This window comes from Actinomadura sp. NPDC048955, from assembly GCF_040649435.1.
GTDB classification, from domain to species: domain Bacteria; phylum Actinomycetota; class Actinomycetes; order Streptosporangiales; family Streptosporangiaceae; genus Spirillospora; species Spirillospora luteofluorescens.
This window is the reverse complement of the sequence record NZ_JBEZJI010000002.1, coordinates 297,774-322,642: the sequence shown is the minus strand read 5'-3', so window position 1 is coordinate 322,642 and position 24,869 is coordinate 297,774. Positions and strand designations below refer to the sequence as shown.

The following is a 24,869-nucleotide window of genomic DNA, read 5'->3' as shown; positions in this document are numbered from 1 at the left end:
TCGAAAGCCGCCCGAATGGACGATCCTTGGCGTGCCACCGACCGGTGCGAGCGGTGGCGGGCTTGGAAAGAAGGGGTCATGGTGGCACCCGGCGACAGAGGTCGTTTCATGGTTCTGACCGGTATCGACGGAAGCGGCAAGAGCAGTCTCCTTTCACTGATCGCGATCGCCTCCCTCACCACGGCGGGCTGGCGGGATCTTCGACACCACGAGCTGCCCGCGGTGATGGCCCCGGACGAGCCGACGTTGATCAAAAACAGCATGTCAAGCCTGCCACGGGCGATGTTCATAGGCGGGCACATCGTCGCGCAGTACGAGCACCTTGTCCGGCCGCAGTTGGAACTGGGCGTGGACGTGCTCCTCGACTCCTACTGGTACAAGGTGATGGCCAAGGAGCACATTCTGGGCACATCGCATCCCATTCTCGCGGACCTGTGCGGCGCACTGCCGGTGCCGGACGCCGTCATCCTGCTCGAGGTGGACCCTCGTGTCGCCTACTTACGCAAGCGCGACAGCCTGACTTCGTACGAGTGCATGGGCACGACGGACATGAGGGGTTTCATCCGCTTCCAGGGCCGCCTGCGCGACCGTTTGGAAGAGGAACTCGCCGGCCACCCCGCGCTCTACCGGGTCGACGCCGACCGCGACCTCCGGTCGGTCCTGCGTTCGGCGACCGGCGTGGTGCAACAGTGCGCCCCGACCTCGGCCCGCATGCCGGAGCAGCTGGTATGAGCCGCGAGAGGAGAAGCTCCACACCGACGGCACGGCGGCACTTCGAAGCCTGGTTGCTGGAGACCCACTGCACCGTGATCGCCGCGAGCGCGCAGATGGAATCGATGGCACGCGGCCTGTCGATCCTAGGGGATCGCCAGGAGGAAGTACGGGGGATACTCCGCACCCACAAGGCGTTCCCCCAGTTCCAGCACAACACCGTCCTCCTAGCGCAGAACGGACCGCGAGACCATCGCGGAATCGCTTCTGAAGCGATGCGCTGGTTCGGCAAGGAGGTCGCCGAGTGTCGTACGCATCTCGACCTGCTGCGGGAGGAACTGCGATGGATCGCGGGTCGGCCCGAGATCGCCGGCACCGGTCTCGCCGTGATCAAAGGATTCAACAACGCTCGCTTCTACGTTGACCCGGCCCCACGCTGGAGCCGCGACCTGGACCTCTACGTGCCCCACTGGGACGCGGCCTGCGCACTTCTGGAGATCCTGCGCGAGCGGGGATACGGCTTCGACGAGAACGAGTGCCCATGGTTCAAGGCAGAGCCCGAGCGAGGCAGGGCCGAGTACGGCCAGATCTTTCTCGTACGCCGACTGGGCGACCTCTACTCCCGTGTCGACATCCACTTCGGGACCTATTCCGCCGGTTTCGGTGAGTACATCAAACCCCCGCTAACGAATTTCTACGAGCCGGCCGGCCCGGATTTGAGTTACCAGGCACTGAATCCCACAGGCTCCCTTCTCGTGATGTTCGCCCATGCTCTTTCTGACGGTTACGTAGCGGTAAAGGACATCAACGACGCGGCCTCCATCGCACTGACTCGCTCCGACATCGATTTCGACCTGCTCTCCGAAGAACTCCACCGGCACGCGCTCCGCCCCCAAGCCAGAGTTCTGGCGGGTCTCCTCGCCCGGTACCGGAACGAGCGCATCGCCGAGTTCGCCGCCGAACTCCGGCGCATCGGCGGTCCTCGCCGCCCATCCCTGTGGCGGGCACACGACCGCAACTGGCAACGGCGTGCGGCGGTCAACGCCGGCCACGCGTTCAGGGGCGCGCTCCGGTCCCGCCGCGGACTCCTGGACGCGCTGAGACGCGCGGTGCAATGCGCCGTCTTCTACAACCGACGCCTGGCGGTCCGGGTCGGCAGTCGTTCACTGGTCGAGCGGGTCCTGCTGCAACTGATGGCTCGGGCAGACCTGGAGCACTGGCGTCTGTGTCCGGACGCGTGCCCCACAGCCATCCATACCGGTCACGCCGCTCTGGCAGATATCCCGCCCTCTCCCCCCAGGGGAGGGGACGCCGGATCGAGGATGCTCGGCTCCCTGCGTCCGACCGCCACCAAGGGCGTCACCATCGGGCCCGCCGATCTCGGTGGTCAGCTCATGACGATCGGCAAGGACGTCTTCCTCTGCTCCTGGGACCAAGTGGTGGCGAAAGAGCGCGTGGCCCTGGCCAAGAGAGTCGCGGCCGAACGCGCCTCGGACGGCGACACGACCACCTCCGCGGGGACAAGAGCGGATGTGTGAGCGGGCCGGCGGGCCGTCCTTCCGTCCTGCCATCGACACCGACCGGTTCTTCGATTGGGCCTCGACCGCACCGAACTCCTCGGCCTGCCTTGCGGCGATGAGCGAGTTCGCCGACGCGGCTGCGAGCCATCACTGCCCGCCCGACTTCCTGACGGCGAGCACCGACGCCCTCTCGGCTCTGCGCGATCGGATCAGAACGGTCTTCGGTGCGGAACCGGACGTGGACGTCGCCCTCGTGCGAAGCGTCGCCGAGGCTTCATCGGTCCTCGCCCGAGCCCTGGTTCTCCCTCCGGGAAGCAGCGTCGTCGTGAGCGCCGCGGACCATCCCGCCCTGGTCGCGCCCTGGTGCTGGCTGACCGGAATACGGCCGGATATCGATCTGCGCACGATCGCCTGCACCGGTTCCGGCGTTCTCGACCTCGACCACGCCGTGCGGCTGATCGATTCGACCACCGCGGTCGTGGCCTGCAGCCACCTCACCCACCTCGACGGCGTCCTGCAACCGGTCGAAGAGCTCACCGCACTCACCCGGCACCGGTCCGGAGCGCTCGTGATCATCGATGGAGCCCAGTCCGCAGGACGCGTACCCGTGCGCTTCGACGCGCTCGGGGCCGATGTGTTCCTGGCCAGCGCCCGCAAGGCGTTGCTGGGTCCGCTGGGCACCGGTTTCGTGCTCATGCGGTCGCGGGTGAGGCACACCGTTCGTCCCGTCGTCTTCTCCAGGCGGAACGCCCTGGCCGGCGTCCGTCACGACGGCAGCTGGCGCCCCGGTCTGCGGTGCCGGAGCGGGGCGGCCGTCTTCGAGGGGAACCTTCCCGACCTGCGGGCCCTGTCGGGCCTGTCCGCCTCGCTGCGCGCCTATCAGGAGGCAGGTCCCGCCCAGATGGCGGGAGAGTGCCGTGCCAGAGCGGAGTCTTTGGCGTCGCTGGCGGGACAGGCCGGCTATCGAAGCCTGCGACGACCGCCGGGCGGCCTGACGGGGATCACCCGGCTGGCCTCGCCCCGGGTGGCGGACCACCGCCGGATCAAGGCCGACCTCGCTTCCCGCGGATTCGCCGTCGCGGCCGACCGCGAATGGCTGCGAATCAGCGTCCACGCGTTCAGCACCGAGGAGGGCATAGCAGCACTATGCGATCACATGTCAGCGTACGGAACCCCTCCCAGTATTCGGGCGAGGACGGCGTGAGCGCGGAGTGGGTCGTGATCCACGGCCGCTTCCAACCATTTCACCTAGGGCACTTGGAGTACCTGAACCTGTCCATGGAGCGAAGCCGGCGGGTCGTTGTCGGTATCACCAATCCAATCCTGGGCGGATTGGTACGGGAGGCGACTTCCGAGCACCGTCACCGCGCTGACACGAACCCGTTCACCTATTTCGACCGTGCCGAGATGATCGCCGAGTCGGCCGCGGAATGCCCGGCATATGACGGACATCTGGTCCGCATCGTCCCATTCGACGTCTCGGACCCGAGTTCATGGAACGACTACCTGCCGAGACGCGCGATCTATCTGGTGACCTTGAACGAGCCGTGGGACCACGAAAAATGTGCGCGTTTCGCCGCTCGCGGCCTCAGGACCGAGACGATCGAAGGGAACCCGAGCAGGATAACCGCTACCCAGGTGCGCCGAAGGATGTCGCTCGACACCGACTGGCGCGACCTGGTGCCAAAGGGGACAGCACACGTCATCGAACAGTTGCGTGCGTCCGCTACGTCAGCACAGGACAGCCACGGGGGAGGCGCCTGAATCATGCTTCCGCAAGAATTCTGGAACGAGAAGCACCGTTCCTATCGCAAGAGCCACTGGATAGACCAACCCAACTATTTCGCTCAGGAGGTGATCGACCGGCTGCCATCGCGAGCCGATTTGCTCGATGCGGGCTGCGGGCAGGGGCAGGATAGCGCCTTCTTTGCGGCCAAAGGCTTCAAAGTGACGGCACTGGATTTCTCGGAATTTGCTCTCGGGCATGTCCAGGATCCGGTACCCAGCAACCCGATAAAACGCGTCGCCGCCTCCTTGGCCGAGTTTCCCCACCCCTTCGAGGACGGTTCCTTCGACGTGGTGTACGCCCATCTCAGCCTGCACTACTTCGACAGGGAGATCACGCTCGCGATCGTCCGCGAGTTCCATCGGATCCTGCGCCCGCAGGGCCTCCTGTGCGCCATGGTCAACTCGGTGGACGATCCTGAGTTCGGCGAAGGGACCAGGCTGGACGCCGATTACTACGAACTCTCGTCCGGGGATCGCAAACGCTACTTCTCCACCGAGTCGCTGTCGGACGCGACACATCGGCACTTCGCTCCGCACCTCCTGCGGCAGAGCGGGCGCACCAGGAAGGACCCGCACAACGCATTCGTCCAGTTGGTCGCTCAGCGCAGGGATGGGGAGTCGCATGCGTGACCGTCGAGGGTTCGACGCTCGTGACGGCGGCATCCTCGCGACCGCCCGTGGGAGCGATCCTCCGGAAATAGAGACCATACACAGCACCGGTTTCGGTGACTGGCTCCGCATCGACACCCAGGATGTGCGCCTCAGCGCCACAAAGCACATGGTGGCGCACGTGGTGCACTTCCCCCGCATCGCACTCGTCGTCGCACTCGACCGCGACGACCTGGTCCTCATCCGGCAGTTCCGCTTCCCCGCCCGGTCATGGCTGATCGAGGTGCCGGCCGGGCGCGTGGAGGAGCACGAGGATCCGGCCAGCGCGGCGCGCCGTGAACTGCGGGAGGAAACCGGTTATCTCGCCGGGCACCTCGAGCCGGTCGGGCAGATCCGCATCAGCCCGCATCTGTCCGACGAAGTGACTCATATGTACCTTGCCACCGATCTCCGGCTCGGGGCACCCGCTCGGGAGGAAGGAGAACTCATCCAACGCGTCGTCGTCGGACAGAACCGGGTCCGCTCGATGGTGGACGCAGGAAAGATTGTCGACGCGAAGACCATCGCCGCGCTTTCGATAATAGGAATCATCTAGAAACATCGGCTTCGACGGAAGACGACATCGGAGATCATGGGGAAGGTCGCACGTATAGCGGCGGACATCCGCCGACGGAACAGTCTCGACGCCTATATCGGCTGGCTGCTGGCCCTGCTGGTGACCGGACTCCAGCTCGTCGCGGGTTTCTGGACAGACCAGTCCTGGGTCACGGTCGTAGTCTCGGCGACGATGGTGCTTCTTCTCGGCATCGTCGCTCTGGCGACCGCAGAGATTCGCCGGGTTCTGGCCACCACGAATTTCGCCTCACCTGGCCGTGCCAGGGTCTTCATCGACCGGGCGCAACTCCCGCCGTTGCGCGGGCTACTGGAGAGCTCCCATCGAACGGTCGAGATCTACGGTGTGCAACTGGGTCATATCGTCCACCACCTGTTACCGGTCATCGCCGAACAGGCCACCGCCGACTGCCGTTTCCGGCTGGCGTTGCTCAGCCCGGTGTACCCTGACGGCGAAAAGGTTCCGTGGGTAAACGAATTGGGCGCGGTACACGGCTTCGCCAACCTCGAAGACGTACTGAGGGCGAATATCGCGCAGTTACGCCACTGGCACGCGAGCCTGACACCCAAGCAGCGCCGGAACATCGAGATTCGCGGCTTCTCTGCCATTCCCACCGCCTCGGTCATCCTCGTCGACACCGACCGGACCATGGGTTTCGTGCACGTGGAGCCGATCCTGCACGCCATAGCCCCCTCGGACCGCCCCACGTTCTGGGTCACGAAAGCGGATAGTTCGAAACTGTACAACCTCGTCGTTGATCATTATCACTCGGTGTGGACCTCGGCGACATCGTTAGAAGATTTGGCATTGTGAGGAGATTTCACTCCTCCTCTTCTGAAAGGTCTGAGATGACCACCGAATTTCCTGAGCTGAGCTCTCTCACCGAGAACGACCGCCAGCGGGTCGGGGGCAAGGCCGCCGGCCTCGGGGAGTTGCACGACCTGGGTCTGCCGGTCCCACGGGGCTTCGTCGTGCCGGCGGACGTCCTGGCCATGCAGGACGAGAGCGGACTGGCGAAGCTGCTCGAGTCCGCGATAGCCGAGCGAGGGCTGTGCCCACCCTTCGCCGTGCGCTCCTCCGCGGTGGCGGAGGACGGGGCGCACGCCTCCTTCGCCGGGCAGTTCGCGACCGAACTCGGGGTCTCCGGTACGGGCCTGGCCGGAGCCGTGCTTCGGTGCGCCAGTTCCGCGGACCACCAGAACGTCTCCTACTATGCCGAAGCTGTGGGCGGCCAGCAGGGCGACCATCTGCGGGTCTCAGTGATCGTTCAGGAACTGGTGGCGGCCGACCTGTCAGCCGTCATGTTCACCGCTGATCCCCTGACGGGCGATCCGGACACTTACGTCCTGGAGGTCGTCCGCGGGCCCGGGGCCTCGCTCGTCGGCGGGATGACCGAGCCGTTCACCGTGCGCGTCTTCGCCGACGGCATGGAGGTGGTCAACAGGCCCGACTGGGCCGACACACGGATCGAGGCCCGGGTCCTGGGACTGTCGGGAAGACTCAGAGCCATGGGGCGCGCGATCACCCGACATCGGGGAGCCCCCCAGGACGTCGAACTGTGCGTGACGGCCGACGACCTCGTCATCCCGGTGCAGACGCGGGCCATCACCTCGCTCCCCTCCACGGCGCGGCGCTCGTTCACCCTTCGCTACGTCGAGGTCGGTCTGGCCACCCGCTCGGCCCTCGGAGATCTGGCCGAGCGGGACAAGGTGCGACTCCGGATGGTCGCGGAGTCCGGGGGGCTGAGTGTGGGACGCGCCTGGATCATCTGCGCCGCCGCGACCCCGGACCGATGCTCGACGTCCGGCGACTCGGTCGATCCCCCTCCGCCCGCGGACCTGCGGGCGGTGCCTCAGATCAGTTTCGTGCTCCAGGACCCGGCCCGCCTGTCCGGCGCGATCGTCCGTCGTTTCAGCGCCGCCGCCGGCCGCATCGCCGATCTGGAGGCCATGGTGCAGATCGTGGGCCGCGCGCATGATCGCTTCGCACTCATCGCCACAGAGATCCGCCAGGCGCGTCTGTCCGGAGTGGCTCGGCGGTTCGGAGAGAAGATCCTTATCGAGGTGGGTTTCGGCGCCTTCGTGCCCAAGGGAGTCGTGGCCACATCTCAGTACGTCTGTTCACTCGATGGCGAGATCCTGCAGTGCGAGCCGACCGTACAGGAGCATCTCTTCCTGATCGAGGACGGTCAGGCCCGCACGGAGCGGATCGACCAGGTACCGGAACTGTCGGCTGCCCACTGCAGGAGTGTGGCCAAGGCCGTAGAAGTGGCCAACGAGCACTACATCAATCCCTCCGTGGAGTTCGGCGTCGACGAACCGGGCACCTTCTTCCTCATCGACTTCGTCGAGGAGAGCGCCGAAGGCGCCGAGCCTCGTCCCGACAATCTGTCCGTGCTCTCCCCGGGGCACTTCCGCGGACGAGTGGTACGCGTGGAGGACGACCAAGTTCTCATGCACGACTCCTTGGACGCCCATTTCCACAACGACCGTCCGGGTGACGAATCGACCGGTTCAGATGACCCTGTGGTCGTGGTGGCTCGACTTCCCTACCTGTCGCTGGAGCGGTTCATGCGACAGCGAGACCCGCGGTCGATGGCGTTCGTGTTCCGTAACGGCTCCTACCTCAGCCACCTGTCCATCGTGCTGCGGGAGCTCGGCATTCCCGCCATCGTTGACGCCGAGGCCTATGAAGCGCTCAGGGTCGACGAGCACGTCGTCGTCGACACGGGGTCGGGCAAAGTTTCGACCGCGTCACGGCATGAGGAGGCGCGTTGATCCTTTCGGACACGGACATCAGAAAATCCATCGCGGATGGTTCTCTCACCATCACGCCGTTCGACGAACGTTTGGTCAAACGCAACAGCTATCTCCTACGCCTGCACTCGCAGTTTCGTCGGATCAGTGGTGACGCCATCGTCGACACGGCGGATCCGGTGTCGCTCAGGGCCGGTGCGGGTGCGGCCTTCCGCTCGGAGAGCGTGGTGGTGACACCGGACGCGCTGGTGCTCGCATGCAGCAGGGAACGTATCGGGCTGCCCGCCGACACGGTCGGGATCCTCTCGGGCATTTCCAATGTGGCTCGTCTCGGCGTCATGGTTCACTGCACCTCCCAGCTCGTCAACGCCGAGTTCGGCGACGAAAGCCCCTCGCGCCTCGTGCTGGAAGTGTCAACGGTCGGAGGGCGCAGCGTACGGTTGTACGCGGGCACTCCCCTCTGTCATCTGGTCCTCTGCAAGCTGGTGTCGCCCACTGCCCCCCGCGAGAGCAGCCGTCGAACCGGGCAGGAAGGCCCCGATCCGAGCGAGTTGCTCAGCCAGTTCGGGCACTTCTACGCGCCGACACGCTTGTGAGCATGAGACGCACTGCACCCTCGTCGGATTTGAGCCCGGGCGACTCGCCGGGAGTAGGGTCGAGTGGTGTTTTCGGAGCGGGGGCCCTCCCTTCGGGAGTTGGCGGTTCAGGCGTTGTCCTCTGTTGAGCGCGGGTATGACCTGCTGGCTCCTAAGTTCGATAACACGCCCTTTCGGACGCCTGACAGGGTTCTCGATGCGTCCGCCGAGGAGCTGCGGGCGTACGGGCCGTTCGGCCAGGGGCTGGACGTCTGCTGCGGGACGGGTGCGGGCGTGCGGGTGCTCGGGGCTTTGTGCGATGGGCGCGTCACGGGGGTCGACTTCAGCGCGGGGATGCTTGCGCAGGCGCGGCAGGCGCACCCGGAGGCGGGGTGGGTGCGGGCCGATGTTCGGGCCTTGCCTTTCGATGGGGCCTTCGACCTCGCGGTCACCTTCGGGGCGCTCGGGCATCTGCTGCCCGGCGAGCGGCCCGCGGTGTTCGCCGGGGTGTATCGCGCGCTGCGGCCCGGCGGAATCTTCGCCTTTCCCGTTGGAGCGCCGCCCCCCGTCGCGTCGCGCCTGTACTGGGCGCTGCTCGGGTTCGATCTGGTCATGCGGGTCCGGAACGCGGTGTGGCGTCCCCCGTTCGTCATGTACTACCGGACCTGTCCGCTGCAGGCGCTCCGGCGCGACCTGGCAGCTGCCGGTTTCCGTGTGACGACCGTCCCCTTGGATGCTTTGGGCACGCGTAAGGACGGCAGTCCGCGTGGGCGGCTCGTGCTGGCGCGCAGACCGGGGTCGGAAGACTGAGACCCACGCTCAGCCAGGGTGCGCCGGGAGGTCTCGGTGGTGGCGGAAGGGGCCTGCCAAGAGGATCAGGCCCGTGAAGGCCAGCGCGCCTGTGGTGATCCACATGGCGGGACGGACGTCCAGGGCCGTGCCCAGGGTGCCGCCCGCCAGGGCGCCCAGAGGGATGGTGCCGTAGCTGACCAGTTGCATGCTCACGGTGATCCGGCCGAGCAGGGGACGGGGGCTGTAGGTCTGCCGGAAGGTTCCCTTGAGGACGTTGCCCGCCGCGGCGCCCGCGGCGATGACGAACCCTCCGGCGCACGCCGGAAGCAGCCCCGTCCCCGGTCCGGTGAGGGGGATCAGCAGGCCGAACGGCGCGGCGCCGATCTCGGCGGCGAGCAGGGTGCGGGCGGAGCCGAAGCGGCGGGACGGGACGGGGACCGCGGCGGCGCCGAGGACGGCGCCCAGGCTGGTCGCGGCGGCGAGGGCGCCGACCGTGCCCGGGGTGACGCCGACCTCGCGGACGAGGAACACCACCAGGATCGACTGGTACCCGAACAGGCAGATGTTGCTGGCGGCCGAGAACAGGGTCAGCACCCGCAGGTAGGGGTCGCGGGCCACGAAGCGAAGGCCTTCGGTGATCTCCTGGCGCAGCGTCCCGCGCCGGGCGGGGGCGGGGCGAGGCTCGCGCGTCCGGATCGCCAGCAGGCAGACGGCCGAGACGAGGTAGCTGGCCGCGTCCAGCAGGAGTGCGTTCACCGCCCCCGCGAGCTGGGTGACCAGTCCTGCCAGGCCGGGGCCGCCGACCTGGGCGGCGGCCTCGGTCGCCTGCACTCTGGCGTTGCCTTCGGCCAGTTCGCCGGGGTGCAGCAGGGACGGCAGGTAGACCTGGTAGGCCGTCTGGAAGAACACGCTCGCGCAGCCGGCGCCGAGTGCGGCGCCCGCCAGGTGGGCGATGGTCAGCCGGTCGAGCCAGGCGGCGGCCGGGACGCTGAGGAAGAGCAGCAGGGCCAGCAGATCGCAGGCGAGCATCACCGGCCGGCGCGGCAGGCGGTCGACCCAGGCGCCCGCCGGAAGGCCGACGAGCAGCCACGGCGCCCAGGCCGCGGCCGAGAGCAGCGCCACCTGGAGGGTGCTCGCGTCGAGCGTGGCGACCGCGACCAGCGGGAGGGCCACGCCGGTGACGCTGCTTCCCAGCCTGCCGGTGGCCTGGCCGATCCAGAGCAGGCGGAAGTCGCGGTGCCGGCGCAGCCCGCCGCGCGCCGGGGCGACGACGGTCACGGTGTCACGGTTCGGCGGGGACGCCGTGGGCGAACAGGAAGACCGGCTCGCGGGCCTGCCCGTCGTCGGGGACGTCCCGCCGCTCCCACCGGTCGAGCAGCGCGAGGATCTCCCGCTCCAGTTCGCCCAGTTCGGCGGGTGTCAGGTGGAGCCACTTGTCGACGGAGAAGGCGGCCCCGTTCCATGCCTCCCGCTGCTCCCGGACGGCGTGCCAGGCGCGGACCAGGCCGATCTGCCGGTCGAGGGCGAGGGAGACCGCCGCACCGGCCACCGCCTGGCGGGACGGGTCGTCGTCGAAGTCGCCGGTGACCCAGCGCAGTTCCGGTGCCGCGAGCCGCCACCAGCGCTCGCGTCGGTCCCGGGCGAGTTCCGGGGCCTCCACGATCAGGTCCGCGGCGGCGAGCACCTTCAGGTGGTGGCTGATGTTGGCCACGGCCTGGCCGGTCCGGTCGGCGAGGGCGCTCGCGGTGGACGGGCCGTAGACCTTGAGGACGTCCAGGAGGCGCCGGCGGAGCGGGTGCGACATCGCGGCCAGCACGCGGGAGTCGGTCACCGTGGGCACGCCGTCCGGGTCGGTCATGCCGCCATGGTGACATGCACAAGAGCTATTGCGCAATGACTCTTGCACAATGGGGTGGTCGAGAGTGGCCACGTCGAGGCCGGTGGAGAGCGGGCGAGCCGGGGAATGCTGCCAACGAGGCGGTCGCGGATTTGGGGGCGCCATGCCGGTACGGGTGGGCGGAATCGAGTTGCACGCGGGTCCGACGTCGCTCGGCGGGCCCGACGATCTGGACGCGGTGATCCGGGAGTTCATCGGCGGAGCGCGGCACACGCTGCGGATCGCGGTGCAGGAGCTCGACTCCCGGGCGGTCGCGGACGCCGTCCTCGCCGCGCGGGCGGCCGGGGTGCGGGTGCAGATCATTCTGGAGGGCGACTACCTGCGGGAGGAGCGGCCCGCCGCGGACCCCTGGGCGGCGGCGGGGGCCAACGAGGATAACCGGCTCATCTACGCGGCGCTCCTGCGCGCGGGGGTGGATCTCATCACCGACCTGAACCCGGCGATCTTCCACCAGAAGTTCATCGTGCGGGACGCCGGGGAGTCGACGGCGGCGGTGCTGACCGGGTCGGCGAACTTCACGCTCACCGACACCGGGACCAACCCGGCAGGGACGGGCAAGGCGGGCAACAACCTCAACCATGTGGTGGTGCTGCGGGGCCGGCGCGCCGCGTCCCTGTACCTGGAGGAGTTCCTGCGGATGCGGTCGGGGACGTTCGGGGCGCTGCACGAGCGGGTCGAGGCGCGTCCGGCGGAGTTCCAGCTGGGCCGGGTGCGGGTGAAGCCGCTCTTCGCGCCCCGGCACGGGCCCGAGATGGAGATCATGAAGCAGATGCTCAAGGCGTCCGCGAGCGTGGACTTCGCGATGTTCACCTTCGCCCGCTCGTCCGGCATCGACGACACCATGATCCGGCTCGCGGGCCCGCTGCGGATTCGCGGGGTGCTGGACCACGGGCAGGGCGTCCAGGCGTGGGCCGCGACCGAGCCGCTGAAGGCCGCCGGGGTGGAGCTGTTCGCGAACAGGCGGGGAACCGGGGTGCGGAAGGTGCACCACAAGCTGATGGTCGTGGACGAGCGGCTGGTGATCGCCGGCAGCTTCAACTACACCGCGCCCGCGACGACGCTGAACGACGAGAACATCATCGTGCTGGGCGACCTGGAGGAGACGCGCGAGGACGCCGAGGCCGGCCAGCGGGCCATCGCCGCCTACGCGCTCAAGGAGATCGAGCGCATCATCGCCGAGCTGGCGGAGCCCGCGTGACCGGGTTCGGGCGGCGGGGGCGGGCGCCCAGGGGCACACTGCCTCCACATTTACTTAAAGGCGACGTCAAATGCCTTGGCATCATGGTTCCCCAATACGCATAAAAGGGGACTTCCCGACATGAACTTGCAGCTCGATCGGGAGGTCTCATGACGACGAGGATGACCCACGGGGGCCCGTCGGTCTCGGCACGTCGGAACTACCAGCTCTCCGGATGGCTCACCTTCGCGGGAGTGCTCTCCATCGTGGTGGGCGCGTTCAACGTCATCGACGGGGTGGTGGCCCTGTTCAAGGACGGCTACTACGTCGTGAACTCCAACCAGATCCTGGTCTTCAACTTCACCGCGTGGGGCTGGTACTGGCTCGTCCTCGGCGCCCTGCAGATCGTCGTCGGCGTGGGGATCCTCACCGGGAAGATGTGGGCGCGGGTGATCGGCGTCGCGTTCGCCTTCCTCGCCGCCATCGGGCATCTGGCGTTCCTGGCGGCGTTCCCGATCTGGTCGGTGCTGACGATCGCGCTGTGCATCCTGCTGATGTACGCGCTCATCGCCCCACCGGCCGGCGCGCGCGGAGACTGACGCCCCGGCGCGGGACGCGGACCACGAAATCCCAGGTCACCGCGGCCGGAGGCGAACATACCCCGGCCGCGCACGGGCAGTAGAGCGCCATGGCACCGGCGTCGGCCCCGCGGCCGTGGAGGCGGGTGGGCACCGCACTGGCGGACCGGCTGGGTGGGAGGCGCCGGGCGCGCATCGTGGTGCTGATGGCCTGCGTCCTCGCGCTGAACGCGGCGGACACCGGGGTCATCGGGGCGATCGTCCACGAGCTGCGCAGCTCGCTGCACATCGGCAACACGCAGGTCGGAGTGCTGACGGCCGTGCCGGCGGGGGTCGGCGCGATCGCGACGGTGCCGGTGGGGCAGCTCACCGACCGGGTGCGGCGGGTGCCGCTGCTGGCGGGGAGCGTCGTGCTGTGGAGCCTCGCGATGGTCGCCGGCGGGCTGGCGGAGTCGTACGGGTGGCTGCTGGCGTCCCGGGTGGTGCTCGGCGCGGTGACGGCGACGGCCGGGCCCACGGTGGCGTCGCTGATCGGCGACCTGTTCCCGCCCGAGGAGCGGGCCGCGACGTGGGGGCGCATCCTCGCCGGGGAGCTGATCGGGGTCGGGTTCGGGCTGCTGGCGGGCGGCAACATCGCCGCGTTCGCGAGCTGGCGGGTCTCGTTCTGGTTCGTCGCGGCGCTGGGGCTCGTGCTGGCCGTGCTGCTGTGGAGGATGCTGCCCGAACCGGCGCGCGGAGCGCAGGGCTCGCCCGGCGGACGGGGCGGGGAGGAGCTCGCGCAGCGGCAGGTCGACAGGGCGGGCGTGCGGCCGGACCCGCGCAACGTCCTGGCCGAGGACCCCGAGCGGATGACGCTGATGCGGGCCGCCCGCTACGTGCTCGCCATCCGCACGAACGTGATCATCATCCTGGCGTCCGCGGCCGGCTACTTCTTCTTCGCCGGACTGCGCACGTTCGGGCTGGTCTTCGTGCTGGAGCGGTACGCGGTCGGGCGGGGCGGGCTGTCGGCGTTCCTGCCGGTCGCCGGGGCGGCCGCGCTCGCCGGAGTGCTGGTCGGCGGGCGGCTGGCCGACCGGCTCCTGCGCCGCGGGACGGTGACCGCGCGGGTCGGCGTGCCGGCCGTGGCGTTCGCCGCGTCGGCGCTGCTGTTCCTGCCCGCCCTGCTCACCGACCGGGCGCTGGTCGCGCTGCCGCTGTTCACGCTCGGCGCGGCCGCGCTGGCCGCCGCGAACCCGCCGCTGGACGCGGTGCGGCTGGACGTCGTCCACTTCCGGCTGTGGGGGCGCGCGGAGGCCATCCGGACGATCGTGCGCATGTCCGGGGAGGCGGCGGCGCCGATACTGTTCGGCTGGCTGTCGGGGGTGCTCGGGGCGGGGCTCGCGGCGGGCGTCGGCCTGGACCGGGTGTTCCTGCTGGCGCTGCTCCCGCTGCTGGCCAACGGCCTGCTGCTGCTCGGGGCGCGCCGCAGCTACCCGCGGGACGTGGCGTCGGCGCTGGAGTCCGAACGCCGCTACGCCGGTGCCCCCTAGTCGTCCTTCGGAGGCTCGTTCAGGATGCGGTAGCGGTCCAGGACGCGTTCGAGTTCGCGGCGGTCGCGCTTGGTCGGACGGCCCGCGCCGCGCTCGCGGCGGCCGATCGGGATGAGCGCCTCGCGCGGCGGCGGGGGCGGGCTCTTGTCGATCAGGCACTCCTGGGCGGCGGGCGCGCCGACCCGCTTGCGGACGAGCTTCTGCACGACGACGATCCGCTCCCGCCCGTCGTGGCGGAGCCGGACGACGTCCCCCGGCTTGACCGCGGTGGACGGCTTCGCGCGCTCGTCGTTCACGCGGACGTGGCCCGCCCGGCACGCGGTCGTCGCCATCGAGCGGGTCTTCAGCAGCCGCACGGACCAGATCCACAGATCGACCCGCACGGACCCCTCATCGCCCATGCGTCCATGATGTCACTCGGGTACGGCACGCCGGAATCTCATTTCGGCGCGGGGGCCCGCTGCGCGCTGATCCACGCGTCCGCGCGCTCCCAGTTCTCGTAGAGCCAGCTGACGCGGGCGTCGCGGTCGCGGGGGACGTCCTCGGCGGGCACCCGCCACCAGCGGGCCTGGACGGGCGAGGTCAGCGGGACGCGCCGCCAGATGTCCCTGGCGGTGGCCATGTGGTCGAGCCCGCAGTGCGCGACGAACACCACGTCGGCGGACGGGGCGGAGTCGAGCGCGGCCAGCACGCCGCCGGGGCGGGGCGGCATCACGTTGCGCATCGCGGCGGCGCGGGTCGCCTCGTCCGCGCGCCGCATCCGGGCCAGCCGGCGGATCGCGCGGCGGCGGCGCTCCGGGGAGAAGTTGCCGCCCTCCGGGAAGATCAGCAGCGCCTCGCCGGGGCCGAGCCCCTCGGCGAGCCTGCCGACGGCGCCGGCGGCGCCGCCGGGGGTGACGAACACGTTCGGCACCCGGTTGGCGGCGATGTCGATGCAGGGGTCGAGCTGGAGCAGCGCCTTCATGACCACCCGGGGGCGGCGCCGGTACTCCGACAGCAGATGGTGGACGATCAGCAGCGCGTCGCCCGGCCCGGCGTGCCGGCTGAGCACGATCAGGGGGCGGTCGCCGCCGGAGCCGTCCCAGGTGCCGTCCACCTTGACGCGCAGGCCGAGGCGCCGCTGCGCGGACGCGTAGAGGGCGCCGACGTAGCGGCGGATGATGTCGTAGTGCCGGTCGTCGTGCGTGCGGCGCCGGAGCCACAACCAGCCGCATTCCAGGACGGCCGCCGTCTCCCGCGTCCCCCACGTGAGGGTGAACCAGAGCAGGCGCCGGGCCCGCCTGCGCTCGCGTCCGGCCAGGGACGTCACCGCGTAGCCGACCGGGAACAGCACCACGACCAGAAGGGTCAGGGCGAACAGCAGTGGCGTGCACACCAGGCGGCGCACGAAACGGGGTGGCAGCATCTCACGCTCGCTCTTTCAGGTACTTCAAAGATGCCTGATAGGCGCGGTCGATGTGAGCCTGGATTCCGGACGCGTTCCTGTAGCGGACCTGGGTGAGGTCGACTCCGGCCTTCTGCGACCTGGCCCCGGCGGGCAGGACGTGGACGGTCAGGCCGTCCGGGAGCGTCGCCATCTCCTCGAAGAACCGGTGCCGGCGCGCGATCTCGAACGCGACGAGGCCGACCTCCCAGGGCCAGCGCGGCGGCGCGAGGTCCCGCTCGATCCGGCCGACGTGCAGGACGTAGATGTCGGTGGCGCCGAGCATGACGGCCCGGCTGACCGGGATGCTGTGGACGAGGCCGCCGTCGTAGTAGTGCCGCTCCCCCACCCGGACGGGCGGCAGCAGCCCCGGCGCGGCCGACGACGCGAGCACCGCCGGGATCAGCGGTCCTTCGGTGAACCAGTGCGCCATCGCCGTCTCGATCCCGGCGGCGACGCACTGGAACGGGACCTCCAGGTCCTCGAACGACGGGACGGGGAGCAGCTCGTCCAGCATGCGGCGCAGCGGCTCGTTGGAATGCAGGTGCGTGCCGGACCGGGCGAGCCTCCACAGCCGGGCGAGGACGGGCGAGCCGAACACGTCGCGGACGGACTCGTCCGACCACAGGCTGGTGAGCCGCTCGACCGCCGCGTCCGGCCCGGCCGCGACGAACACGCCGTTGAGCGCGCCGATCGACGTCCCGACCACGACGTCGGGGCGGACGCCGGACTCCCGCAGCGCCCGGAGCATGCCCACCTCGTGCGCGCCGAGCACGCCTCCGCCCCCGAGGACGAACGCCGTCCGCGGCTCCCGTTCCACCCGGTCTCCCCTTGTGCCGATCAGCAGAGCGCTCCGCCCGCCGGGCGCTGGATGCAGCCTCACCAATGCGAAGCGGGATAAACCGGGCCCGAGACGGGCGGGGCCGTGACCTGCGGGGCCTCGCGCGAAGGGGGCCGGTCGCCCTGGGGGTGGGGCGGGCGACCGGCCCCCGGCGCCGGACGCCGGTCAGTGGTGGACGCGGGTCTTCAGGCCGTGGCCGTAGGGGAACAGGGGCCTGTAGTCCCGGTCGCCGACGTTGATCGGCTCCTGTGCCTCGCTGCGCGGCCAGCTCACCGAGAGCCTGCCGGTGAAGGGGCGCTTGCCGAACAGGACGTCGGCGACGCCGGCGCCCTCGCTGCCCGGCAGCCAGGACATGACGAACGCGTCCGTCTTCGCCAGCTGGTCGGTGACGATCTGCGGGCGCCCCGCTACGTCGAGGACGACGCAGGTCCTGATGGCGGAGCAGACCTTGTCGACCGCGGCCCTGTCGGCGTCGGACAGGTTCAGCGTGTGGCCGTTGCCGACGTCCCCGACGCCCTCGGCGTACGGCTTCTCGCCGACGACCACGATGCCGACGTCGCTGCCGGCCATCGGCGCCGACGCGTCCTTGCTGTAGGTGACGCGGGACGAGTTCTGCTTGATGCCGTCCAGGATCGTCGTGCCCGGGATGATGGCGCCGGACGAGCCCTGCCAGGTGACCGTCCAGCCGCCGGCCTGGTTGCCGATGTCGTCGGCGTTGGCCCCGGCCACGTAGACGCGCTGGTCCTTGCGCAGCGGCAGCGCGTTCCCGGAGTTCTTCAGCAGGACCTGCGACTTGGCGACGGCCTCCCGGGCGACCGCGCGGTGCTCGGGCGACCCGATCGTCCTGGCGTTGGCGCGGTCGGTGTAGGGGTGCTCGAACAGGCCGAGCTCGAACTTCGCCTTCAGGATGCGGCTGACCGCGTCGTCGATCCGCGACATCGGCACGCGGCCCGCCTGCACCTCCGCCAGCAGCGTCTGGACGAACTGCGGCGTGCTGTAGGGCTCCATGAACATGTCCATGCCGGCGTTCACGGACGTGCGGACCTGCGTGGCGTAGTCGCCCGGGATCTGGTGGATGGCCTCCCAGTCGCTGACGAGGAAGCCGTCGAACCCGATCTTCCGCTTGAGGACGTCGGTCAGCAGCTCCTTGTGCGCGCTCATCTTGACCGGGTTGCCGACGCCGTCCTCCTTCCAGTCCACGCTGGAGAACGACGGCATGATGCTGCCGACGCCGTACTTCTTGACCGCCACGACGTAGGGGGCGAGGTCGACCGCCGCGAAGTGCTCGCGGTCGGTGACGGTGACGCCCTGGTCGATCGTGTACGTCCCGCTGGTGGACGAGCCGAACACCGTGTCGCCGTCACCGGCGTAGTGCTTGGCCGTCGCCAGGACGTGGCGGTTCGTGGCGAGGTCGCTCTTGCGCCGCCCCTCGAAACCCTCCAGGCCGGTCTCCATCTGGACGACGAGGCGCGGGTCCTCGCCGAAGCTCTCGTAGGCGCGCCCCCACCGCAGGTCACGGGTGACGCAGACGCAGGGGGCGAACACCCACTGGGGTCCGGTCGCCCTCGTCTCGACGGCCGTGATCTGCTCCTCCCGGCGGACGAGGCCGGGGTCGCGGGTCGCGCCCATCGCGATGTTGTGCGGGAAGACGGTGGCACCGATGAGGTTGTTGTGGCCGTGCACCGAGTCGATCCCGTACAGCAGCGGGATCCTCAGGCGCGTCGCCAGGGCCTTGGACTGGTAGGCGTCGACCATGTCCGCCCAGCCCGCGGGAGTGTTGTCGGCGGGGGTCGATCCGCCGCCGGAGAGCACGGACCCGAGGGCGAGCTTCGTGATCTGGTCGCGGTCGCCGTCGATGGCGCCGCGCTCGGCCTGCGCCATCTGGCCGACCTTCTCCTGCACGGTCATGCGGCCGAGCAGGTCCTTCACCCGCTCCGCCACGGGCAGCCGCGGGTTCAGGTACGGGGCCGTGCGGGGGGCGTCGGCCATGGCGGGCCGCGCCGCGAGGGCCGACGGAAGGGCGGCGACGGTCGCGAGCGCGACCAGTGATCGCCCGATCCGGGTGGCGATGGCACGTGTGCGGGAGTGTGGCAACTCGTCCCTCCTGGGTCGCTCCGAAGGACGCCGCGCGGCCCGGCGGGCCGCGCGCGGCCGGACGCCGGGGTCACGGCTCGCCCGGACGGCCATGACCCCGCGCCGGCGACGTCACCTGGAACCTCCCCCGCCGCCGGACGGCTGTCAACGGATCTTCACCGGTCCGGCCGCGGCCTTGTGGAAAACATGGAAGAGGGCTTGACGGCCACTAAGTTCACACGTTGAATCATGGGCCGAACAAAGCCGGTCGGACGGGTGGCGGGCATGCGCCCACCCGTCCGGCCGCTGTGCGTCCACGACGCGCACCCGCCGGAACGTGCCGCAACTCCGGCACCGCTGGCCACACCCGGCCAGCGGGCCTCCGCCCGGGGCCCGCGGCCGCGGAAACCCCGGAACGGGTGCCCCGCCGGCCGGCGGGTGAGTATCGACCGGCGGGACGCTCCGTCATCCGGAGTGGTTCGGGATCAGGTCACGCGGAGCCGCCGCCCTCCCCGCGCTCCTCGCCGTGCGGACCGCGGGCGCCGTCGTCGCGCGTGACCTCGATGCGCTCCTTGCGGAGCTCGCCGCGCACGGTCTGCTCGTCCTGCACCTGCTCGGTGCGGAGCCGGACGCGCTCGACCGGCACGGTCTCCTTGGAGATGACCGGGCGCTCCTCGTAGAGGATGATCTCCTGGTCGGCCTCGGAGATCGTCACCTTCGGGTCGGGGCGGCCGCCGGCGATGGGCTCGCGGTCGATCCGGATCTCCTCGTGCGAGACCGGGATCGTCTGCTCGACCGTCTCGGTCTCGATCCACTTGCGCACCCGGACCCGGCCGGACTCGTGCCGCTCGGTGCCGATGCGCATCTGCTCCTCGGACCGGGTGATCTCGGTCATCGGCGCCTCGGCGCCCTCGCGCGCCGACTGGGGCGGCATGGTCCGCCCGGCGGACCGCTCCGTGCCGCGCTTGCCGCGCTCGGGGTGGACGGCCATCCCGGCGGCGCCCGCCGTCCCCGCGGTGCCGGTGGTTCCAGTGGTTCCGGTGGTTCCGGTGGTTCCGGACGTATCAGCGGCGGCCCTCGTCTCGGCGGCACCCTGGCCACCGGTGGTCTCGCCCGCCTCGGCGGTGCTCTCCGTCCCCGCGCTCTCGGTCGTCTCGGTGGTGCCCGTCTCCGTCTCCCCGCCCGTGCGGCGGCCGCCCGGGGGACGCACTCCGTAATGCCGGTACAGGTCCACGATCTGCGCATGCGACAGGTGCTCGTCGGCGTCGACGTTCGGGGCGCCCTTGATGGTCTCCTTGTCGTACGGAACCTGCAGGGCGTCCTGGCCCTTGCGGGCCCCGGACAGCGGGACGAAGCTCTCACGCATCCCGAACCAGCCGGTGTGCACGGTCACCCACTCCGGGGACCCGGAGTCGTCGTTGAGGTAGACCTGCTTGACCGTGCCGACCTTCGTCCCGTGGGTGTCGGTCACGCTCATCCCCATGAGCTCCCGCACCTGTGTCTGCGTCTGCACGTTGAGCACCTCCGCTTCCGTGAACGCTCCCGGACGGCGGGGGGCCGGGGGGAGGTGGAGCCCGCCACTCGGTAGCGGTGTTCAGTTGATCCCGAGTTGCCGCATTACCTGCTGCTTTTCCGGACGCGGTGACCATAAACACGTTTGCAGGAATATAGAGAACGATTTACCGCACATTTACGACGACCACCCCGCCCCCTCCACCGCTCCTTTTCCGACATAGACCCACAAGTAACTCATATGCGAATGGCACCTTGGTCAACATGGTGATCATTTTATCCGGGCGCGGTTTTCCCCGCCCCGCTCCGCGCGAAGACTGCGAGGGACGTTCCCACAGCATCGGAGAACCGATATGCGCGACTTTTCTCGGGCGGCCCGGCGGCCGTGGGCGGGGCCCGCCCCCCTGGCGGCGGCGGTGTCGGCCGCCCTGGCGTGCACGGCGTTCACGGGGGCCGGGGCCGCCGCGGTCCGGCGCCCGCCCACCTGGTGCAAGCCCGGCGGGACGCTCACCGCCCGCGCGATGCCGCAGAAGATCAAGATCGCCGACTGCGACCTGCGCGGCCGCACCGTGCGCGGCGCGAACGGGCTCACCGCGACCGTCCCGTCCGACGGGACCTCCCTGATCGCGTACACGCTGCGCACCGACGGCGCCGCCGAGCTGCGCATCGGGGTGGACTCCCGAGCGGGTGAGATCAGCATCGGCACGCACGGAGACCGGGTGCCGCAGGGCAGGCCGCGCCAGTTCCGGGCGCCGGCGGCCGCCTGCCAGGACGGCGCGTACCGTCCCCAGTCCAGCAAGTGGCCGAAGGGCACCGCCGTCCAGTGGAGCTACTACGCCGGGACCGCCGGCCTGCCGAGGGATCCCATCGCCAGAGGCGTCGCCGCCGTGGCCGAGGCCCGCACCGACTGCACGAGCGCGGGACGCTTCACGCCTCCGCCGGACGTGACCGAGCGGTACGCGGGCCAGAGCAGCAGGCCCCCGAACGTGACGGGCGCGGCCGCCTGCGGGACCCGGGACCGGGCCAACACGTTCGGCTGGCTGGCCATGCCGAGCGCGGAGACCCCCGTCCTCGCGGCGACCTGCTCGTGGTTCTCCGGCCCGACGACGGTCGAGACGGACATGGCGGTGCAGGCGCAGGGCAAGCGGTGGTGGACCGGCGGGACGTGCCCGTCCGGGAGCTACTCCGCCGAGGCGGTCGCGACGCACGAGGCGGGCCACGTCTTCGGCCTCTCCCACGTCGAGGGCGCCGAGCACCGCATGCTCACGATGACGCCGTCCCTCGCGTCCTGCGACAACGGCCCCGCCACGCTCGGCAAGGGCGACTACGACGGGCTGCTCGCCCTCTACGGCGGACGCTGAGCGGCGCGAGCCGCACGCACCGTCCCAGCGTCCCGCCGCGAAGCGTGACCGGACGGGTCAGCGCTTTGAGTCGATCTTGCCGACCACGACGAGGCGGTGCCGGTCCGAACCCTTGGGCGTGCAGGTGACGAGCGTGAGGTACCGGCCGTGGGGCGCGCTGGCCCGCTTGAACGGCACCGGCTCCAGCGCCCGCCGGTCACGCGGGTCGACGACGCGCTTGGTCCGCACCCGGTACACGTAGGACTTCCGGCCCACCCGCAGGACGATCCGGTCGCCCCGCCGCACCCTGTCGAGCTGGTAGAACGGCGCGCGCCAGGTCGTCCGGTGGCCGAGCAGGACGGTATTGCCCACCCGCCCGGGGAGCGCCGTCCCCGGGTAGTGCCCGACGCCGCGCCGCAGCACCGCCTCGCTGACGCCCTGCCTGACGCCCATCTTCAGGCCCATCCGCCTGATCCGGATCTGCGCGATCATCGCGCCGGTCCGCGGCCGGGCCGCGGTGACCGCCGCCGGAGCGGTGGCCGCCGCCGGCGCCGCCCGCGCCCCGGTCACGGCGCCGAGGACGGGCACCGCGCAGCACGCGGCGAGAGCCGCCGCGAACAGGGACCTTCGGTCGAGCATGGCTCCCCTCTCCATAGCTCGGGACTTCGTGACATGGGAAGGGGCGGCACGTCTGCCGCCCCTTCTCCGCTGTTCATCGGCCGCGGATCGTCATCCAGGCCGACGCGCGCTCAGCGCAGGATCGGAGAGCCGAGGGTGACGGGCGCGTCCTTGCCCGCGGGCACCTTCGGGCCGATCTGACCGGGCTTGACGTCCACTCCGGGCACCTTCACCGCGCGCCGGAGCCCGTCCACGAACCCTTTGACGGCGGGCAGGGCGTCCGCGCGGCGGTAGTTCGGAGCGGTCGCCGGTGCGGTGTTCGCGATGCGCTGGCCTTCCGAGCGCATCGTCGAGGGCAGCTTCTTGTGCTTGGCGGCCGGACGGTGCTTGGACGGCTTGTACGGCTTCTTCTTCTTGGGCGTCCGCAGGGTGGGCGGCAGCTCCTTGTGGCCGTGCCCCTCCTCGACCGTCGCCCCGCCCTTGCACTGCGCCTCCGCGAGGCCGAGCAGCGAGACGGCGTTGCCGCACGCGTTGATCGGAGCCTTGATCGGGACGTAGGCCTGGGTGCCGTTCGCGGCGCCGAAGTTGCCGGAGCTCGTCATCTTCACCTTGGGGTCGCCGTGCCGCTTGACGGACGCGCCGCCCTTGCACGCGGCCTGGGCCGCGCCGAGCACGCCGACGGCGTTGCCGCAGACGTCGACGGGGATGCTGATCGGCGCGAACACCTGGGTGCCGTTCAGCAGCCCGAAGTTGCCGGCGCTCGTCATGTCGACGCCGCGGCCGCCGTGCTCGCCGCCCCAGCCGCCGCCGCCCCAGTCGCCGGCCGTCCGGTAGCCGGAGCCGGCCTCCCGGTGGTTGCTCTTGACGGACGCGCCGCCCTTGCACTGGGCCCGCGAGAGCCCGGCGACCGCGATGGCGTTGCCGCAGACGTTGACGGGGATGCTGATCGGCGCGAACACCTGGGTGCCGTTCAGCAGTCCGAAGTTGCCGGCGCTCGTCATGTCGACGCCGTGGCCGCCGTGGCCTCCGCCGAACGACTCGTCGGCGTTGGCCGGGACCGCGGTGGCGAAGGCGGCGCCGACGGCGAGGGCGCTGGCGGCCACCAGAGCGGCGCGGCCGGTGTTCCTGGACCAGATGCGCATGATGTGTTGCTCCTGTCGGTGTTTGCGAATCGGTGGTGATCGGTGGTGATCGCTGCGCTGCACCATCCGGGTGGGCGCAGGACTGGCAGCGGCCAGGCGCGGCCGTGCCTTCCGGGAAAGATCGAGGTGAGGGCGGGCGGCGTGCGTCGTGCACGCGGCCGCCGTGAGCCGGCCGTTCACGGCCGGGCGGGGGCTTCTAGTCGGGGACGACGGAGGGGCCGCCGGGCGCGGCGACGTCGCGCAGCGCCGTACGGCGGAAGGTGCCCGGGTCCGCGCCGGACGGCGCCGCCGGGTACTGGCGGTTCAGCAGGTCGGCGATCGGCGCGAACGGGTGCCCGCCCGCCGAGCCGCCTCCGCGCGGACCGTCCTGACCGGACGGCAGCGCGGGACCGGGCGACGGAGCGCGGTCATCGCCGCAGCCCGGGCAAGGGGTGACGTTCTCGTGCGCCGGTGCGCCCACGGCCACCGCGGTGAACGGCACGGCGGCGGACCTGGCACGCGTCCTGGCGACGGGCGCCGCCTCGTCCCGCACCCGGTCGACGCCGCGCTGCGCCGTCGGCCCCTGCGGGACCCCCGGCGTCGCGCCGTCGTTCAGGAGGGACGGCTGCTCGGTCACCCGGTGGACGAGCCCCCCGATGACCGGACGACCCTGCAGAAGGTCGGGCACCCCCACCCCCGGAACACCGGCCTCGTCGGCCACGTCCCGCACCTGCCGAACGGCCCGGTCCTTACCGTCGAGCACATCCTGCTGCCGCGCCCGCAGGTACCGCACAGGCTGGTCGCCGATCTCCCGCACCCCAGAAACAGCACCGGGAACGGCCCCGGCCCCCAAAGCATCCCCGACCGACGACTCCAACCGCCCACCCTGACGAACCTGCCCGCCCTGGCGGACTTGACCGTCGTGACGAACCTGACCGCCCTGACGAACCTTGGCGGCCTTGTGGTGGGCCTGGCTGTTGTGGCGGGGCTGGCCGGCCTCGTGGGTGGCCTGGCTGTTGTGGTGGTGCTTTGAAGTTGAGCGGTGGTTGTGGGTGGTGGTGAGGTGGTCGAGTTCGGCTCCGGCGTCCAGGTTGGCGACGCGCGGGGTTTGGCCGAGCAGGTCGCCGTCGTTGCGCGCGGCGTTCGGGCCGGCGGCGGGGTGTGCGTTCCGCTCGGCGGCGAAGGCGGAGTGGGTCAGCGCGGAGAGCGTGAGCCATCCCGCGAGCACGAAGCCCGCGACGGCGACCAGGCGCACCAGAACGGACGGGAGGGCGTGCCGCGGCCGACCCTGCGGGCGCTTCGCCCCGCGCTGGATCGGTTCGGTGTGCACAGCCGCTTCCCCTCGTCGCCGAGGCCGTTCTCCGGCCCGGGTCGTTCTGGACGGCAAGAACGTAGC

At 70.5% G+C, this 24,869-nt stretch carries 24 protein-coding genes; 14 read left to right on the top strand and 10 right to left on the bottom strand.

Features of this window, described 5'->3' with window-relative positions; genetic code table 11:
* Nucleotides 1-108: 108 nt before the first annotated feature.
* From AB0C84_RS03595 to AB0C84_RS03550, 10 genes are all read left to right on the top strand, one after another.
* Nucleotides 109-732, top strand: a complete 624-nt coding sequence (locus AB0C84_RS03595) for a hypothetical protein (protein ID WP_361060730.1) — start codon at nt 109-111, stop codon at nt 730-732.
* Nucleotides 729-2,249 carry a nucleotidyltransferase family protein gene (locus AB0C84_RS03590; protein WP_361060728.1) on the top strand — a complete coding sequence of 507 codons (1,521 nt, stop codon included), beginning with the start codon at nt 729-731 and terminating at the stop codon, nt 2,247-2,249. Before AB0C84_RS03595 ends, AB0C84_RS03590 begins: the two co-directional genes overlap by 4 nt.
* Nucleotides 2,242-3,435, top strand: a complete 1,194-nt coding sequence (locus AB0C84_RS03585) for an aminotransferase class V-fold PLP-dependent enzyme (RefSeq protein WP_361060726.1) — start codon at nt 2,242-2,244, stop codon at nt 3,433-3,435. Before AB0C84_RS03590 ends, AB0C84_RS03585 begins: the two co-directional genes overlap by 8 nt.
* Nucleotides 3,324-3,995, top strand: coding sequence for a hypothetical protein (locus AB0C84_RS03580; protein WP_361060724.1), 672 nt, complete (start codon nt 3,324-3,326; stop codon nt 3,993-3,995). Before AB0C84_RS03585 ends, AB0C84_RS03580 begins: the two co-directional genes overlap by 112 nt.
* Nucleotides 3,996-3,998: 3 nt before the next feature.
* Nucleotides 3,999-4,649 (top strand): class I SAM-dependent methyltransferase, encoded by a 651-nt coding sequence (locus AB0C84_RS03575; RefSeq protein WP_361060722.1) that lies wholly within the window; start codon nt 3,999-4,001, stop codon nt 4,647-4,649.
* On the top strand, nt 4,642-5,223 hold the full coding sequence (locus tag AB0C84_RS03570; protein WP_361060720.1) for an NUDIX hydrolase: 582 nt from the start codon (nt 4,642-4,644) through the stop codon (nt 5,221-5,223). Before AB0C84_RS03575 ends, AB0C84_RS03570 begins: the two co-directional genes overlap by 8 nt.
* Before the next feature lie 36 nt (nt 5,224-5,259).
* A complete protein-coding gene (locus tag AB0C84_RS03565) occupies nt 5,260-6,054 on the top strand; it encodes a hypothetical protein (protein WP_361060718.1) in 795 nt (264 codons plus the stop codon).
* Nucleotides 6,055-6,089: 35 nt separating this feature from the next.
* Complete coding sequence (locus tag AB0C84_RS03560; protein WP_361060716.1) at nt 6,090-8,018, top strand: PEP/pyruvate-binding domain-containing protein; 1,929 nt, start codon at nt 6,090-6,092, stop codon at nt 8,016-8,018.
* A complete protein-coding gene (gene dcd / locus AB0C84_RS03555) occupies nt 8,015-8,593 on the top strand; it encodes a dCTP deaminase (protein ID WP_258942840.1) in 579 nt (192 codons plus the stop codon). Before AB0C84_RS03560 ends, dcd begins: the two co-directional genes overlap by 4 nt.
* Before the next feature lie 99 nt (nt 8,594-8,692).
* Nucleotides 8,693-9,382 (top strand): class I SAM-dependent methyltransferase, encoded by a 690-nt coding sequence (locus tag AB0C84_RS03550; RefSeq protein WP_361060714.1) that lies wholly within the window; start codon nt 8,693-8,695, stop codon nt 9,380-9,382.
* A gap of 9 nt (nt 9,383-9,391) precedes the next feature.
* On the opposite strand, the gene AB0C84_RS03545 is transcribed toward AB0C84_RS03550, so the two are convergent.
* The gene (locus AB0C84_RS03545; RefSeq protein ID WP_361060712.1) at nt 9,392-10,642 is read right to left on the bottom strand and encodes an MFS transporter; all 1,251 of its coding nucleotides are present in this window, start codon (nt 10,640-10,642) and stop codon (nt 9,392-9,394) included.
* A 4-nt stretch (nt 10,643-10,646) separates the two neighbouring features.
* Nucleotides 10,647-11,222, bottom strand: a complete 576-nt coding sequence (locus AB0C84_RS03540; RefSeq protein ID WP_361060710.1) for a metalloregulator ArsR/SmtB family transcription factor — start codon at nt 11,220-11,222, stop codon at nt 10,647-10,649.
* 142 nt (nt 11,223-11,364) lie between these two features.
* On the opposite strand from AB0C84_RS03540, the gene AB0C84_RS03535 reads away from it, so the two are divergent.
* The 3 genes from AB0C84_RS03535 to AB0C84_RS03525 all read left to right on the top strand — a co-directional run bounded on the left by AB0C84_RS03535 (nt 11,365) and on the right by AB0C84_RS03525 (nt 14,545).
* Nucleotides 11,365-12,459: a phospholipase D-like domain-containing protein gene (locus tag AB0C84_RS03535; RefSeq protein WP_361060708.1), complete on the top strand. Its 1,095-nt coding sequence runs from the start codon at nt 11,365-11,367 to the stop codon at nt 12,457-12,459.
* 149 nt (nt 12,460-12,608) lie between these two features.
* Nucleotides 12,609-13,037 carry a hypothetical protein gene (locus AB0C84_RS03530; RefSeq protein ID WP_361060706.1) on the top strand — a complete coding sequence of 143 codons (429 nt, stop codon included), beginning with the start codon at nt 12,609-12,611 and terminating at the stop codon, nt 13,035-13,037.
* A 125-nt stretch (nt 13,038-13,162) separates the two neighbouring features.
* The gene (locus AB0C84_RS03525) at nt 13,163-14,545 is read left to right on the top strand and encodes an MFS transporter (RefSeq protein WP_361060704.1); all 1,383 of its coding nucleotides are present in this window, start codon (nt 13,163-13,165) and stop codon (nt 14,543-14,545) included.
* On the opposite strand, the gene AB0C84_RS03520 is transcribed toward AB0C84_RS03525, so the two are convergent.
* The 5 genes from AB0C84_RS03520 to AB0C84_RS03500 all read right to left on the bottom strand — a co-directional run bounded on the left by AB0C84_RS03520 (nt 14,542) and on the right by AB0C84_RS03500 (nt 20,395).
* Nucleotides 14,542-14,946: an RNA-binding S4 domain-containing protein gene (locus tag AB0C84_RS03520; protein WP_258942847.1), complete on the bottom strand. Its 405-nt coding sequence runs from the start codon at nt 14,944-14,946 to the stop codon at nt 14,542-14,544. The two genes, AB0C84_RS03525 and AB0C84_RS03520, sit on opposite strands and share 4 nt — an antisense overlap.
* Nucleotides 14,947-14,984: 38 nt before the next feature.
* Nucleotides 14,985-15,950 carry a 1-acyl-sn-glycerol-3-phosphate acyltransferase gene (locus AB0C84_RS03515; RefSeq protein ID WP_361060701.1) on the bottom strand — a complete coding sequence of 322 codons (966 nt, stop codon included), beginning with the start codon at nt 15,948-15,950 and terminating at the stop codon, nt 14,985-14,987.
* 1 nt (nt 15,951) lies between these two features.
* Nucleotides 15,952-16,788 (bottom strand): patatin-like phospholipase family protein, encoded by an 837-nt coding sequence (locus tag AB0C84_RS03510; RefSeq protein WP_339156292.1) that lies wholly within the window; start codon nt 16,786-16,788, stop codon nt 15,952-15,954.
* 186 nt (nt 16,789-16,974) lie between these two features.
* Nucleotides 16,975-18,903, bottom strand: a complete 1,929-nt coding sequence (locus tag AB0C84_RS03505) for a glycoside hydrolase family 3 N-terminal domain-containing protein (protein ID WP_361060699.1) — start codon at nt 18,901-18,903, stop codon at nt 16,975-16,977.
* A 469-nt stretch (nt 18,904-19,372) separates the two neighbouring features.
* Entirely contained in the window at nt 19,373-20,395 is a 1,023-nt protein-coding gene (locus tag AB0C84_RS03500; protein ID WP_361060697.1) for a PRC and DUF2382 domain-containing protein, read from the bottom strand.
* Nucleotides 20,396-20,747: 352 nt separating this feature from the next.
* Between AB0C84_RS03500 and AB0C84_RS03495 the strand changes: the two genes are divergently transcribed.
* Complete coding sequence (locus AB0C84_RS03495; protein WP_361060695.1) at nt 20,748-21,755, top strand: matrixin family metalloprotease; 1,008 nt, start codon at nt 20,748-20,750, stop codon at nt 21,753-21,755.
* A gap of 57 nt (nt 21,756-21,812) precedes the next feature.
* Here the strand turns inward: AB0C84_RS03495 and AB0C84_RS03490 are convergent, their stop codons facing one another.
* The 3 genes from AB0C84_RS03490 to AB0C84_RS03480 form a co-directional block, all read right to left on the bottom strand.
* Nucleotides 21,813-22,373, bottom strand: a complete 561-nt coding sequence (locus AB0C84_RS03490; protein WP_179844697.1) for a class E sortase — start codon at nt 22,371-22,373, stop codon at nt 21,813-21,815.
* 110 nt (nt 22,374-22,483) lie between these two features.
* Nucleotides 22,484-23,494, bottom strand: coding sequence for a chaplin family protein (locus tag AB0C84_RS03485; protein WP_179844698.1), 1,011 nt, complete (start codon nt 23,492-23,494; stop codon nt 22,484-22,486).
* Nucleotides 23,495-23,690: 196 nt separating this feature from the next.
* The gene (locus AB0C84_RS03480; RefSeq protein ID WP_361060692.1) at nt 23,691-24,803 is read right to left on the bottom strand and encodes a hypothetical protein; all 1,113 of its coding nucleotides are present in this window, start codon (nt 24,801-24,803) and stop codon (nt 23,691-23,693) included.
* Nucleotides 24,804-24,869 lie beyond the last annotated feature (66 nt).